Source organism: Amycolatopsis deserti (genome assembly GCF_014653945.1).
Classification (GTDB): domain Bacteria; phylum Actinomycetota; class Actinomycetes; order Mycobacteriales; family Pseudonocardiaceae; genus Amycolatopsis_E; species Amycolatopsis_E deserti.
Window position 1 is genome coordinate 171,302 of sequence record NZ_BNAU01000002.1, and the last position, 13,059, is coordinate 184,360.

General features: G+C 73.1%; 11 protein-coding genes. All 11 read right to left on the bottom strand.

The genetic code is table 11. The annotated features are described in order from the left end of the window. Window position 1: 1 nt before the first annotated feature. Window positions 2-1,423, bottom strand: coding sequence for a putative lipid II flippase FtsW (ftsW, locus tag IE290_RS09300; RefSeq protein WP_191244148.1), 1,422 nt, complete (start codon window positions 1,421-1,423; stop codon window positions 2-4). Further along, window positions 1,410-2,804 (bottom strand): UDP-N-acetylmuramoyl-L-alanine--D-glutamate ligase, encoded by a 1,395-nt coding sequence (gene murD / locus IE290_RS09305; protein WP_191244149.1) that lies wholly within the window; start codon window positions 2,802-2,804, stop codon window positions 1,410-1,412. Before murD ends, ftsW begins: the two co-directional genes overlap by 14 nt. Before the next feature lie 2 nt (window positions 2,805-2,806). Continuing rightward, entirely contained in the window at window positions 2,807-3,895 is a 1,089-nt protein-coding gene (gene mraY, locus IE290_RS09310) for a phospho-N-acetylmuramoyl-pentapeptide-transferase (protein WP_191244150.1), read from the bottom strand. Beyond that, window positions 3,892-5,361, bottom strand: coding sequence for a UDP-N-acetylmuramoyl-tripeptide--D-alanyl-D-alanine ligase (locus IE290_RS09315; RefSeq protein ID WP_191244151.1), 1,470 nt, complete (start codon window positions 5,359-5,361; stop codon window positions 3,892-3,894). Before IE290_RS09315 ends, mraY begins: the two co-directional genes overlap by 4 nt. Further along, complete coding sequence (locus IE290_RS09320) at window positions 5,358-6,947, bottom strand: UDP-N-acetylmuramoyl-L-alanyl-D-glutamate--2,6-diaminopimelate ligase (protein WP_191244152.1); 1,590 nt, start codon at window positions 6,945-6,947, stop codon at window positions 5,358-5,360. The genes IE290_RS09315 and IE290_RS09320 overlap by 4 nt, the downstream gene beginning before the upstream one ends. 111 nt (window positions 6,948-7,058) lie before the next feature. Next, on the bottom strand, window positions 7,059-8,948 hold the full coding sequence (locus IE290_RS09325) for a peptidoglycan D,D-transpeptidase FtsI family protein (protein WP_191244153.1): 1,890 nt from the start codon (window positions 8,946-8,948) through the stop codon (window positions 7,059-7,061). After that, window positions 8,948-9,697 (bottom strand): cell division protein FtsL, encoded by a 750-nt coding sequence (gene ftsL, locus IE290_RS09330; protein WP_191244154.1) that lies wholly within the window; start codon window positions 9,695-9,697, stop codon window positions 8,948-8,950. The genes IE290_RS09325 and ftsL overlap by 1 nt, the downstream gene beginning before the upstream one ends. Before the next feature lie 73 nt (window positions 9,698-9,770). Beyond that, a complete protein-coding gene (gene rsmH / locus IE290_RS09335; RefSeq protein ID WP_191244155.1) occupies window positions 9,771-10,730 on the bottom strand; it encodes a 16S rRNA (cytosine(1402)-N(4))-methyltransferase RsmH in 960 nt (319 codons plus the stop codon). Window positions 10,731-10,910: 180 nt separating this feature from the next. After that, the gene (gene mraZ, locus IE290_RS09340; protein ID WP_026153053.1) at window positions 10,911-11,342 is read right to left on the bottom strand and encodes a division/cell wall cluster transcriptional repressor MraZ; all 432 of its coding nucleotides are present in this window, start codon (window positions 11,340-11,342) and stop codon (window positions 10,911-10,913) included. A 447-nt stretch (window positions 11,343-11,789) separates the two neighbouring features. Beyond that, window positions 11,790-12,503, bottom strand: coding sequence for an ESX secretion-associated protein EspG (locus IE290_RS09345; protein ID WP_191244156.1), 714 nt, complete (start codon window positions 12,501-12,503; stop codon window positions 11,790-11,792). Beyond that, window positions 12,500-13,057 carry a PE-PGRS family protein gene (locus IE290_RS09350; RefSeq protein ID WP_191244157.1) on the bottom strand — a complete coding sequence of 186 codons (558 nt, stop codon included), beginning with the start codon at window positions 13,055-13,057 and terminating at the stop codon, window positions 12,500-12,502. Before IE290_RS09350 ends, IE290_RS09345 begins: the two co-directional genes overlap by 4 nt. Window positions 13,058-13,059: the final 2 nt, after the last annotated feature.

Sequence of the window (13,059 nt, forward strand, 5' to 3'; positions counted from 1 at the left end):
CCTACGTCCCTCTCCGCACTGAACTTCCCCGTCTGCCCGGCGCCGCGCGCCGGCGCTCGGGCGCCTGCGCCGATCGTGCCCCGCGGGCCGAGGGCCGGTCACCGCGGGGTGCCGCACGGCCGCTGCCCCGCCGCCGCGTCGGCGGCCGGTACACCTCGGGAGCCGGCAGGCGCAGGAGACGGCCGAACTTACCCGGTCCCTGCGACCGCAGCGCCGCGACCGACTCCGGCTCGTGCCGGGCGGCGTTGGCGAGCAGGCCCATCAGGAACATGGTGACCCAGATCGACGTGCCGCCCGCCGAGATCAGCGGCAGCGTCACACCGGTGACCGGCAGCAGCCCGACGACGTAGCCGATGTTGATCCCGGCCTGGGACACCGTGAACACCGTCAGCGTGCCGGAGGTGATCCGGATCCACGGGTCCAGGTTACGCATGGCGATGCGCAGGCCCACGATGGCGAGCCCGACGAACAGGCCGATCACCACGATGCAGCCGATGAACCCGAGCTCCTCGCCGATCACCGCGAAGATGAAGTCGTTCTGCACGTTGGGCAGGTAGGACCACTTCGACGGGCCCTGCCCGAGCCCCTTGCCGAACAGCCCGCCGTCGGCCAGCGCGTACTTGGCCTGCGTCGCCTGGTAGGCGGCGCCGCTGGTGTCCGAGCCGGGCGAGAGGAACGACATGACCCGCGACATGCGGTAGGACGCGGTCAGCGCCAGCACCACGGCCCCGGCCACGCCACCGGCGAGGATCACCGCGAACAGCCGTTTCGGCGCGCCGGCGAACCACAGCAGCGACATCAGCACCACGCCGAGCGTGATCGTGCCGGACAGGTTCGGCTGCGCCATGACCAGCGCGAACATCAGCAGCGCGACCGGCACCACGGGCACCATCAGGTGCCGCCACTGGTGCAGCACGTGGTACTTGGTGACCAGCACGTGCGCGCCCCACAGCGCGAACGCGACCTTGGTGAACTCGACCGGCTGCACCGAGAAGCCGCCGAGGGCGAACCACCGCTGGGCGCCACCGCCGGCCGAACCGAGCGGCGTCAGCACCAGCGCCAGCATCGCCAGGCACACCACCACGGCCATCGAGGACAGCGCGCGGGTCCGCTTCAGCGGCATCCGCAGCGCCACCCAGAACACCACCGAGCCGGTGAGCACGAAGACCAGGTGCTTCTTGAACAGCGAGTACACGCCGGAGCCGGTGTCCGGGTCGACCGAGGCGACCGAGGAGGCCGACAGCACCATCACGATGCCGATCGAGGTGAGCAGGCCGGTCAGGGCCAGCACCAGGTGGAAGTCGGCGAGCGGGCGCGACAGCCACGCGGTCAGCGCGGTGAACGTGGCGCGCGCCGGGCTCTGCCGGTCCCGCCTGCGCGGCTCGCGGTCCTGCTTCTGGTCCGGCTCCTCAACGACCGTCATCGGCAGACCCCGTCGCACGGGCCAGGACCGCGTCGGCGAAGGCGTCGCCCCGGTGGGCGTAGTTGCGGAACATGTCCAGGGACGCCCCGGCCGGCGCCAGCAGCACCACGTCACCGGGCTGGGCCAGGTCACTGGCCACCGAGACCGCCTCGTTCATGGCCTCATCGTCACCCGAAGCGACCCGATGGACGGGGACATCCGGCGCGTGTCGCGCGAGAGCGGCCGCGATCACCGGGGCGTCGGCGCCCATCAGCACCGCGCCCCGCAGGCGTCCGGCGACCGCCTCGACCAGCTCGTCGACCGCGGCTCCCTTGAGCTGCCCGCCGGCGATCCACACCACGCTGGAGTGCGCGAGCAGCGACCCGGCGGCGGCGTGCGGGTTGGTGGCCTTGGAGTCGTTGACGTAGCGGACCCCGCCGAACTCGCCCACCTCGACCGCGCGGTGCGCGCCGGGCTGGAACTCGCGCAGGCCCTTCGCGACGCCGCCGGGGTCGATGCCGTAGGCGCGGGCCAGGGCGGCCGCGGCGAGGGCGTTGGCCAGGTTGTGCGGTCCGGTCGGGCGCACCTCCGTCGCGGAGATCAGCTCCTCGGCGGAGTGCTGCGGGTCCGGGCCGTAGGCGCGGTCGATCAGCAGGTCCTCGACCAGGCCCAGCTCGCCGGGGCGCGGGGTGTCCAGGCGGAACCCGACCCGCTTCGCCCCGGCGGGCGCGTACTCGCCGGCCAGCCGCACCGACCACGGGTCGTCGGCGTTGTGCACGACGACGTTCGAGTGCGCGTGGATGGTGCCCTTGGCGGCCGCGTAGGACTCCATCGAGCCGTGCCAGTCCAGGTGGTCCTCGGCGAGGTTGAGCACCACCGAGGCGTGCGGGGCCAGCGTGGAGGACCAGTGCAGCTGGAAGCTGGACAGCTCCACGGCCAGCACCTCGTAGCCCTCAAAGACCGCGTCCAGCACCGGCAGGCCGATGTTGCCGCAGGCCAGCGCGTGCGCCCCGCCCGCACGCAGCATCGACTCCAGCATGCCGACGGTGGTGGTCTTGCCGTTGGTGCCGGTGACCGCGAGCCAGGTGGCCGGGTTCGGCAGGTCGCGGGAGGCGCGCCAGGCCAGCTCGACGTCGCCGATCACCTCGACGCCGGCGGCGGCCGAGGCGACCAGCAGCGGCGCGGTCGGCCGCCAGCCGGGGCTGGTGACCACCAGGTCGGTCCCGGCCGGGGGTTCGGTCAGGCCGGGCACCAGCTCGGCGCCCAGGCCGTCCAGCTCGGCCAGCCGCTCGGCGTTGCCGTCGGTCACCGTGACCCGGGCGCCGCGCTCGGTCAGGGCCCGCACCGCCGAGCGCCCGGTGACCCCGGCACCGGCGACGAGCACGTTCCGTCCGGCGAACACCTCTAGCCTCCCGCGCCCAGCTGTTCGGAGTAGAAGAGGCCGAGGCCGAACATGCAGCAGATGGCCGCCAGCAGCCAGAACCGGATGATCACCGTGGTTTCGGCCCAGCCGGCCAGCTCGAAGTGGTGGTGGAACGGGGCCATCCGGAACAGGCGGCGCCGCGTCGTGCGGAACACTGCGATCTGCAGCACCACCGAGATCATCTCGACCATGAACAGGCCGCCGATGACGATGGCGAGCAGCTCGGTGCGGGTGGTGATGGACAGGCCGGCGACCAGGCCGCCCAGCGCCAGCGAACCGGTGTCGCCCATGAAGATCTTCGCCGGGGCCGCGTTCCACCACAGGAACCCGATGCACGCGCCGGCCGCGGCGGCCGCGACCACCGCCAGGTCCAGCGGGTCACGCACGTCGTAGCAGGCCGCCTGCGGGGTCACCACGCAGGACAGGCGGGCCTGCCAGAACGCGATCACCACGTAGGTCGCGAGCACCATCGCCGAGGTGCCGCCGGCCAGGCCGTCCAGGCCGTCGGTGAAGTTCACCGCGTTCGACCAGCCGGAGATGACCACGTAGCAGAAGATCACGAAGATCACCGCGGGGAAGGTGATCAGCGCGAGGTCGCGCACGTAGCTGAGGTTGCGCGAGGCCGGGGTGAGGCCGTAGCGGTCGGCGAACTGCAGCGCCAGGATGCCGAACGCGACCGCGACCACCAGCTGGCCGACCAGCTTCGCGGTCTTGTTCAGGCCCAGGTTGCGCTGCTTGCGGATCTTGATGAAGTCGTCGAGGAACCCGACCACGCCCAGGCCCACCGCGAGGAACAGCACCAGCAGGCCGGAGGCGGACGGGCCGTCGTCGGCCGAGCTGCCCGAGCCGATCCAGTTCATCAGGTGCGCGGCGAAGTAGCCGACCACCATCGCGATGATGATCGCGACCCCGCCCATCGTGGGCGTGCCGCGCTTGGACTTGTGGCCCTGCGGGCCCTCCTCGCGGATCTCCTGGCCGAAGCCCTGCCGGGAGAAGACCCGGATGAGGTAGGGCGTGAGCAGGATGGAGACCAGGAGACCGATCGCGGCCGCGATCAGAATGCTGATCACGCAACACCTTCCTTGAGCAGTGCGTCAGCGACGAGCCAGAGCTCGGCGACCTTCGAAGCCTTCACCAGCACGACGTCACCGGGTTCCAGCTGCTCGCGCAGGAGGGCGATCGCGGCGTCGGCGTCGGGCACCAGCACGGACTCCTCGCCCCACGAACCCTCGTGGCTGGCGCCCTGGTGCATCGCGGCGGCCTCCTCGCCGACCACCACGAGCCTGCTGATGTTGAGCCGGACCGCGAGGCGGCCGATCTCGTCGTGCGCGGACACGCTATCGGCACCGAGTTCGCCCATCACACCGAGGACCGCCCAGGACCGCTTCCCGCGGCTGGCCGAGGCCAGGGTCTTGAGCGCGGCGCGCATCGACTCCGGGTTGGCGTTGTAGGAGTCGTTCATCACCACGACGCCGTCCGCCCTGGTGGTGACCTCCATGCGGCGCGCGGAACGGCGCTGCGCGGCTGACAGGCGCTGCGCGACCTCCTCGACGCTCGCGCCCAGCTCCAGCGCGATCGCGGCGGCCGTCAGGGCGTTGCCCACGTGGTGCTCGCCGTACAGCGACAGCTTCACCGGCGCCTGCCCGGCCGGGGTGATCAGCCGGAAGGAGGCGCGGGCCTGCTCGTCGAGGGTCATGTCCTCGGCGCGCACCTGCGCGTCCGGGTGCTCGCCGACGCCGACGATCCGCGCCGTGGTCCGGCTCGCCATCGCCGCGACCAGCGGGTCGTCCAGGTTCAGGACCGCGACCCCGCCCTCGTCGGCCGACGGCAGCGCCTCGACCAGCTCGCCCTTGGTCTTGGCGATGCCCTCGCGCGAGCCGAACTCGCCGACGTGCGCGCTGCCGACGTTGAGCACGGCGCCGATGCGCGGCGGGGCGATCTCCGCCAGGTGCGCGATGTGGCCCGGGCCGCGGGCGGACATCTCCAGCACCAGGTGGCGGGTGTTCTCGTCGGCGCGCAGGGCCGTCCACGGGTGGCCCAGCTCGTTGTTGAACGACCCGGGCGGCGCGACCGTCGGGCCCATCGGCTCGAGCAGCTGCGCGATCAGGTCCTTGGTGGAGGTCTTGCCGGACGAGCCGGTCACCCCGACCACGATGAGCCCGCCGCGGGACAGCTCGATCACCACGTGCCGGGCCAGCTTCGCCAGCGCGGCCAGCACCGCGGCGCCGGAACCGTCCTTGTCGCCGGTCAGCGCGAGCGCGCGCTCGTGCGCCTGGCCGGGCGGCAGCGGCGGCACGATCACCGCGGGCGCGTCCACCTCGCGGGCGGCCAGCACCCCGGCGGCGCCGCTCTCCACCGCCTTGGCGGCGAAGGCGTGCCCGTCGACCTTCTCCCCCGGCAGGGCCACGAACAGCCCGCCCGGGGTGAGGCGGCGCGAGTCGAACTCGACGCTGCCGGTGACCGTCTCACGTCCGTCGGTGCGGTGCAGCCGCCCGCCGGTGATGGCGGCGATCTGCTCCAGGGTCAGCGGGATCAACGGGTCTCCTGGTTCTCTTCGAGCCGGTGCCGGATCGCCGCCGCCAGCTCGTCGCGGTCGGAGAAGGGGTGCACGACGCCCGCGGCCTCCTGGCCGGTCTCGTGGCCCTTCCCCGCGATCAGCACGACGTCCCCGGCGCGGGCCAGCCCGACCGCCTGGACGATCGCCTCGCGCCGGTCGCCGATCTCCAGCACCTCACCGGCGTCCGGACCGGCGGCACGGGCCCCGGTCAGCATCGCGGCGCGGATCGCGGCCGGGTCCTCCGACCGCGGGTTGTCGTCGGTGACGATGAGGACGTCGCTGCGCTTGGCGGCGGCCTCGCCCATCATCGGGCGCTTCGCGGTGTCCCGGTCGCCGCCGCAGCCCAGGACGGTGATGATCCGCCCCTCGGTGCGGGCGCGCAGCGCGTCCAGCGCCTGGGCGACCGCGGCCGGCTTGTGCGCGTAGTCGACGACCGCGGTGAAGTCCTGGCCCAGGTACACCCGCTCCATCCGGCCGGGGACCTCGACGTGCGCCAGGCCGGTGACGGTCTCCTCCAGCGTGAGGCCGCAGGTCTCCAGGATCGCCGCGGCGAGCAGCGCGTTGGCGATGTTGAACGTGCCCGGCAGCGGCAGCGTGGCCCGCGCGGTGCGCCCGGACGGCGAGTGCAGCGTGAAGCTCTGCTCCCCGCTAGCCGTGGTGGCGAAGTCGGTGGCGGTCCAGCTCGCGTCCACGCCCGGCTCGGTGGTCACGGTGATCGTGTGCGGCGTGACCAGCGCCTGGCCCCAGGCGGTGTCGATGCACACCACCTCGGTGGTGGAACGGCCGTCGAACAGCAGCGACTTGGCGGCGAAGTACTCCTCCATGTCGCGGTGGAAGTCCAGGTGGTCCTGGGAGAGGTTGGTGAACGCGCCGACCGCGAACCGGGTGCCGTTGACCCGGCCCAGCGCGAGCGCGTGGCTGGAGACCTCCATCGGCACGTGCGTGACGCCCTGCTCGACCATCACCGCGAGCAGCGCCTGCAGGTCGGGCGCCTCGGGCGTGGTGAACGCGCTGGCCAGCCGCTCGCCGGCGATGCGGGTCTCGATCGTGCCGATCAGGCCGGTGACGTGCCCGGCGGCGCGCAGGCCCGACTCGACCAGGTAGGTGGTGGTGGTCTTGCCGGAGGTGCCGGTGATGCCGAGCACGGCCAGCTCCAGCGACGGCTCGCCGTAGATCCAGGCGGCCATCGAGCCGAGCACCCCGCGCGGGTCCGGGTGCACCAGCACCGGGACGCCCGCCTCACGCAGCGCCGGCCGGTCCGCGCCCGCCTCGTCGGTGAGCACCGCCGCCGCCCCGGCGGCGATGGCCTCCGCGGCGAAGTCGGCCCCGTGCGCCCGCGCGCCCGGCAGCGCGGCGAACAGGTCGCCGGGCAGGACGTGCTGAGCCCGCAGGGTGGCCCCCGTGACGACCGTGTCGCCGGGCCAGTGCGGCTCGCCGACCAGGCGCGCGTCCGCGCGCGCGACCAACGTGGTGAGCGGGACCGGCTCGATGCGGGTCGGCCGTGGCGGCGCCACCGCCGCCTTCACCGGGCTGTCCGGTACCCGCCCCTTCGCTTCCTGCGACATGGTGCTGCTTCCAGACGCTTCCACCGACACAGCACGGAAGGTTACCGAGCCGGGATTCCCCCCTTGCGGGCCGGTACTCCTAGCGAGTTTGTCTCGATTGGACAGCGGTCGCTACGGCAACACCAGCGGCACGTACGGCGCCGCACCGTCGGACAGCGGGATCTGGAACCGCTGCGTCAGGTACGACGCGATGTCGTGGAACAGCGGCGCCGCCGAGTGGCCCGCGGGCAGCGTGGTGTCCGGGGCGTCCAGCCGGATGCCCACCACGAACCGCGGGTTGTCCGCGGGCAGGATCCCGGCGAAGGTGATGTTGTACAGGCTGTCGCTGTACGCGCCGGTCGCCGGGTTGACCTGCTGGCCGGTGCCGGTCTTGCCGGAGATCTGGTAGCCCTCCAGCGCCGCGGTCGGCGCCGTCCCGCTGTTGCCGTTCTTCCCGGTCTGGGTGACCGCCCGCATCATGTTCCGCACCGTCGTCGCGGTCTGCGGGCTGACCACCTGCGTCGTCTGCGGCGCCGCCTTGGGCACCACGGTGCCGTCCGGGCGGATCTCCTCCTTGACGATGCTCGGCTGCACCCGCAGGCCGTTGTTCGCGATCGCCTGGTACATCGCGGTCATCTGCACCACGGTCATCGACAGGCCCTGCCCGATCGGCAGGTTGCCGAACGTGGTGCCGGTCCAGGTGTTGCGCGGCGGCACGAACCCGCGGCTCTCCCCGGACAGGCCCAGCCCGGCGCTCTGCCCGACGCCGAAGCGCTTGAGGTAGTCCAGGTACTTGTCCGGGCCGAGCTGCTGGGCCAGCAGCAGCGTGCCGACGTTGGAGGACTTCGCGAAGATGCCGGTGACCGAGTAGTTCTGCGTGCCGTGCACCCACGCGTCGTGCACCGTGTGGTCGGCGACCTTCAGCGTGCCGGGCACCTGCAGCACCGACTCGGGCGTCACCAGGCCCTGGTCGATCGCCGCGGTGGCGGTCACGATCTTGTTCACCGACCCCGGCTCGAACGGCGTGGACACCGCCTGCAGGTCCATCAGCGACTGCGTGTAGGTCTTGTTGTCGTAGGGGTCGAACGTCGAGTCGTCGGCGATGGCGTAGATCTCGCCGGTCTTGGCGTCCATCACGACCGCGCTGGCGCCCTTGGCGTGCGACTGCCGCACGTAGTCGGCCAGCGCGTTCTGCAGGAAGTACTGCGTGTCCGAGTCCAGCGTGAGCACGACGTCGTTGCCCGGGGTGGCGGGCTGCACGTCCCGCTCGGTGCCCGGGATGATCACGTTGTCGTTGCCTTGCTTGGTGTCGGCGACGTAGCGGCCCGGCTGGCCGGCCAGGTCGGCGTTGAGCGTGTACTCCAGCCCGGCCAGGCCCTGCAGGCTGTGCTTGGACACATCCGGGTCGTCCATGCGCCAGTTCGCCAGCCCGACGACGTTGGAGGCCAGCGTGTCGCCCGGGTACTCGCGGGCGGCCCGCACCTCGGCGCCGATCTCCGGGAACGCGGTGGTGATCTCCTCGGCGATCGACGGTTCGACCCCGTCCACCAGGTAGGTGAACGACGTGGTCTTGCGGAAGTCGGCGAGCAGCTCGGCCTCGGTGACCCGGCCGGGCAGCTTGGCGGCGATGAACTTCGCCGCGTCCGCCGCGCGCGTCTCGTAGTTCTGGCCCCCCGCCGGGTTCTTCGCCGCGACCTCGTCCCACGCCTTGCGCATCGCGCGCAGGTTCACCGACAGCGCGCGGGTCTCCACGGTGAAGGCCAGCTTGACGTTGTTGCGGTCCACAATGGACCCGCGCTTGGCCGGGATCGGGATCGTGGTGCTGCGCTGGCTCTCCGCCTTCGCCGACAGGGCCGCCGCCTGGAAGCCCTGGACCTGCACGAGCTTGAGCCCGGCCAGCACCAGCACCGCGACGAGCACCACGCGCACCCCGACGTAGCGCCCCTTGCCGGTGGCGGCGTTGGGCTGGCCGGCCACCTGGCGCATCCGGGCGCCGTAGCTGCGGCGTCCCGGCCGCGCCATCACTGCCCTCCCGTGGTCTGCTGTCCCGGCGCCTGCGTCTGCCCGTCGGACGGCGGCACCTGCGCCTGGTCCGGCGGCTGGGTCACCTGGCTGTCGCCCTGCGGCACGTCACCCTCGATCGGGCGGCCGCCGACCGGCGTGCCCTGCGGCACCACCGGCGCCGTCTGCGTCTGCGTGGCCGGGGCACCCTCGGCCTTCTTCGGCTCGCCGACCACGGTGACCGACCCGTCCGGGTTCAGCACCAGGTGCGCCGGGTCCTTCGCGGGCACCATGCCCAGCGCCTTGGCCCGCTCGGCCAGCGACGACGGCGACTCCGCGCCGCTGACGTCCTGCTGCAGCTGCTCGACCCGCTCGGCCAGCGCGGCGTTGTCGTCGCGCAACTGCTCGAGCCGGTAGGAGTCGGCGATCGCCTGCGTGGACAGCAGCAGCGTCGCCACCACCCCGGCGGCGAGCAGCACCATCACCAGCATCACGAACGTGGCCCGCGAGCGCGGCACCCGCAGCTTGAGCCGGATCTTCTGGCGCTCGGGCTCGGGCGCGCGCTTCAGGCCCTCGGCGCGCTGCGCCCGCCGGGCGTAGGCACGCTCGGCGGCGGTGGTGCGCTGGGACTGCCGCGGCTGCTGCTGGGGACGGCGGCGCTTGGCCGGTACCGGTGTGCCCAGGCCCTCCTCGGCGGGTGCGTCCGAACGGCGCGGACGCCGTCGCGGCTGCGCACCGGCCTGCCTGCGTGCCCGCGTAGGCGCTGTCATGCGTCCGCCTCCTGCATCTTGCGGGACACCCGCACCCGGGCTGGCCGCATGACCGGGGCTGCGCAATTGTCGATCATGCGTCCGCCTCCTTGATCCGTTCCGCCACCCGCAGCCGCACGGACGCCGCCCTCGGGTTCTGTTCGATCTCTTCCTCGCTCGCCTTCTCGGCGCCGCGCGTGATCAGCTTCAGTTCCGGCCCGTGGCCGGGGAGTTCGACCGGCAGGCCGGGCGGCGTGCGCGATTTCGCCAGCTCCGCGAAGGCCTGCTTGACGATCCGGTCCTCCAGCGAGTGGTAGGACTCCACGACGATCCGGCCGCCCACGGCCAGCGCGGACAACGCCGCGGGGATCGCCCGGCGCAGCACCTCCAGCTCGCCGTTGACCTCGATGCGCAGCGCCTGGAACGTGCGCTTGGCCGGATGCCCGCCGGTGCGGCGGCTCGCGGCCGGCACCGCGTCGTAGAGCAACCGCACCAGCCGCTCGCTGCGGTCGAACGGCTGCCGCGCCCGCTCCGCGACGATCGCCTTGACGATCCGCTGGGCGAACCGCTCCTCGCCGTACTCGCGCAGGATCCGGACCAGCTCGCCCGGCTCGTAGGTGTTGAGCACGTCCGCGGCGGTCTGCCCGGTGGTGGGGTCCATCCGCATGTCCAGCGGGGCGTCCCGGGCGTAGGCGAAGCCGCGTTCCTCGGAGTCCAGCTGCATGGAGGACACGCCGAGGTCGAACATGACACCGTCCACACGGGACAACCCGAGCCGGTCGAGGACGTCCGGCAGGGTGTCGTAGACGGCGTGCACCAGCTGGGCGCGGTCGCCGAAGGGCGCCAGCCGCGCGCCGGCGCGTTCCAGCGCGTGCGGGTCCCGGTCCAGGCCGATGAGCTTCAGCTGGGGGAACGCGGTGAGCAGTGCCTCGGAGTGCCCGCCCAGGCCGGTGGTCGCGTCGACCACGACGGCCGGGCGGCCCTCGAGCGCGGGAGCGAACAGCTCCAGCACGCGCTCGGTCATGACCGGCACGTGCGCGGCCTCGGCTGCCACTTCTCCCACCCCCTTAAGCCGTCGTGCGGATGCCGTCAGGTCCCCGCCCGCCCGCTGCGAACCTGGTGCCGGGGAAGGTGCACCAGGGCCACTGAGCGGACAGAGGCCTCACGACATCCGTCGCCGGATCCCGCCCCCACTCGCGTTCCGCCACCCGCGCCCCCCGACGGCGCGGGTCACCTAGAAGACTCCCGGCAGGACCTCTTCCTGGGCCTGCGCGTAGCTGTCCTCGTGTTCCTCCAGGTAGGACTCCCAGCGCTGGGCGTCCCAGATCTCCAAGCGCGTGATCGCCCCGATCACCACGCACTCCTTGTTGAGCCCGGCGTAGCGCCGGAGCTCGGGCGCGATCGCGATGCGCCCCTGGCCGTCCGGACGCTGCTCGTCGGTGCCCGCGAACAGGTACCGCTGGTAGGCCCGCACCGCCTCGTTGGTGAAGGGCGCCTCCGCGACCTTGCGGGCCAGCTGCTCGAACTCCGCGCGCGGGAAGACGAAGAGGCAGTGATCTTGCCCCTTGGTGACCATCAGCCCACCTGCCAGCGCGTCGCGGAACTTCGCGGGCAGCGTGAGCCGCCCCTTGTCGTCCAGCTTGGGTGTGTGGGTGCCGAGGAACACCGGCATCCACCTCCCCACCGCCCCCGGTGCTCCACCGGATGCGGCCCCTGGGGCCTCCCTACTGCCCCACTGCGCACCACCGTACCCCACTTTTCCCCACAGTCAACGCCGCAAGGATGCCCGACCGGGCGATCCTGGCGGTATTTACGCAGGTCAGCGCGAGGGGGTCGAAGTGGGGAGAAGGTGGGGAGCCGCGGCGGGCCTCCCCCGCACCGGGTAGCTTTCGCGCCCGCGGAACGGCGTTTCGGGCCTCTGGTGGGGGCCGGTGGGGCGGGCGGTGGGTGGAAGTGGGGAGCGCGGTGGGGATGGGTGGGGAAGCGGGTGGAGGACAGTGGGGCATCCGGGTGAGCACGGCCGCCCGGGTACCCGCGAAGCTCCGCGAGCTCGACGTTCCGGCGCGCGAGCCGCGCGGGTCAGGTGCGCGTCGTCCGGCGTTCGGGCCTGGGCTCAGCCGAGCAGCTCCGCCAGCCGCGCCGCCACCTTCGCCGAGCCGGCGGGGACCACGTTCACCCACGCCGCTCCCCCGCGCCCCGGCTCCACGGTGCCCAGGTACGCGCCCTGGTCGGTGCGGAACCAGCTCACGCCACCGGCCCGGCGCAGCCGCCCGGCCTCGCGCACGCGCACCGTGAACTGCCCGGCCCCGAGCACCGGCCGGGACTGGATCGCCCGCACCTCGTCCACCTGCCGCGCCGCCGCTCGCGAACCACCGCCCCCGGACAGCGCGTCGGCCGGGAGGCTGACTCCGTAGCCCGGCCCGGGCTCCAGTGGGGGCAGCAGGTCGACGACCGCGGTGAAGATCTCCGTGTCGCGGATCCCGGACAGCCCGATGGTCCGGCTCGGCTGCGCCGCCAGCACGCCCCGCCTGCCGCCGGCCGCGGCCACCGCCCGGAACGGCGCCTCCGCCTCCAGATCAGCCAGGGCCTCGCACTCGACGTAGACCTCCGCCGTCGCCAGGGTCGCCAGCCGCGACTCCAGCGCGGGGTCCAGCCGGCCGCCGTCGAGAAGCCCCCGCTCGGCCAGGTTCGCGTGCACCGCGCGGCGGATCTCGGCGCGCTCGGCCTCGGTCGCGCCGACACTGCGGACCTCCAGCGGCACCGGCACCCGGGTGTGCCCGAGGTCGTGCCACAGGACGTCGAACGCGGACGCCGAGACCCGGATCACGACTGCCCCAGCTCCGGTGGTTCGTCGAAGAACCGGCCCGGCACCGACTCGCGCAGGGCCGCGTCGCGCGCGTTGAGCACGTCGATCGCCTTCTGGCGGGCCTCCTCGGCGGCCGCCCGCCGCTGCTCCATGGCGTCCGACAGCCCGGCCAGCGCCGCGAAGTTCCCGCTCGCGGCGGCCTCGCGGATCATCGCGGCCGGGTCGTAGGGCACCGGCGGCGGCATCTCGTCCCGCGCCCGCGCGGCGATCCCGGCCTGGCGCCCGACCGCGTCGGACAGGGTCGCCGACAGCTCGGTGGCGTGCCCGGACCAGCTCTCGGCCTTGGCCAGCGTCTTGCGCAGCGCCTCCCCGGCCGGGCCCTCGAACGCCTCGCCCGCCCGCTCCGCGATCGTGCCGAGCGCCTGCGCCGACTCGCGCAGCCGCGCGGCCAGCCCGGCCCACTGCTCGCCGATGCGGCCGGCGGTGGCCGGGTCGTTGCCGTCGGCGACCTCGGCCGCCATCGCCTCGTGGGTGTAGGACTCGTACCGCGTCGTCGGCTCGGGCACCTGGTTCACGC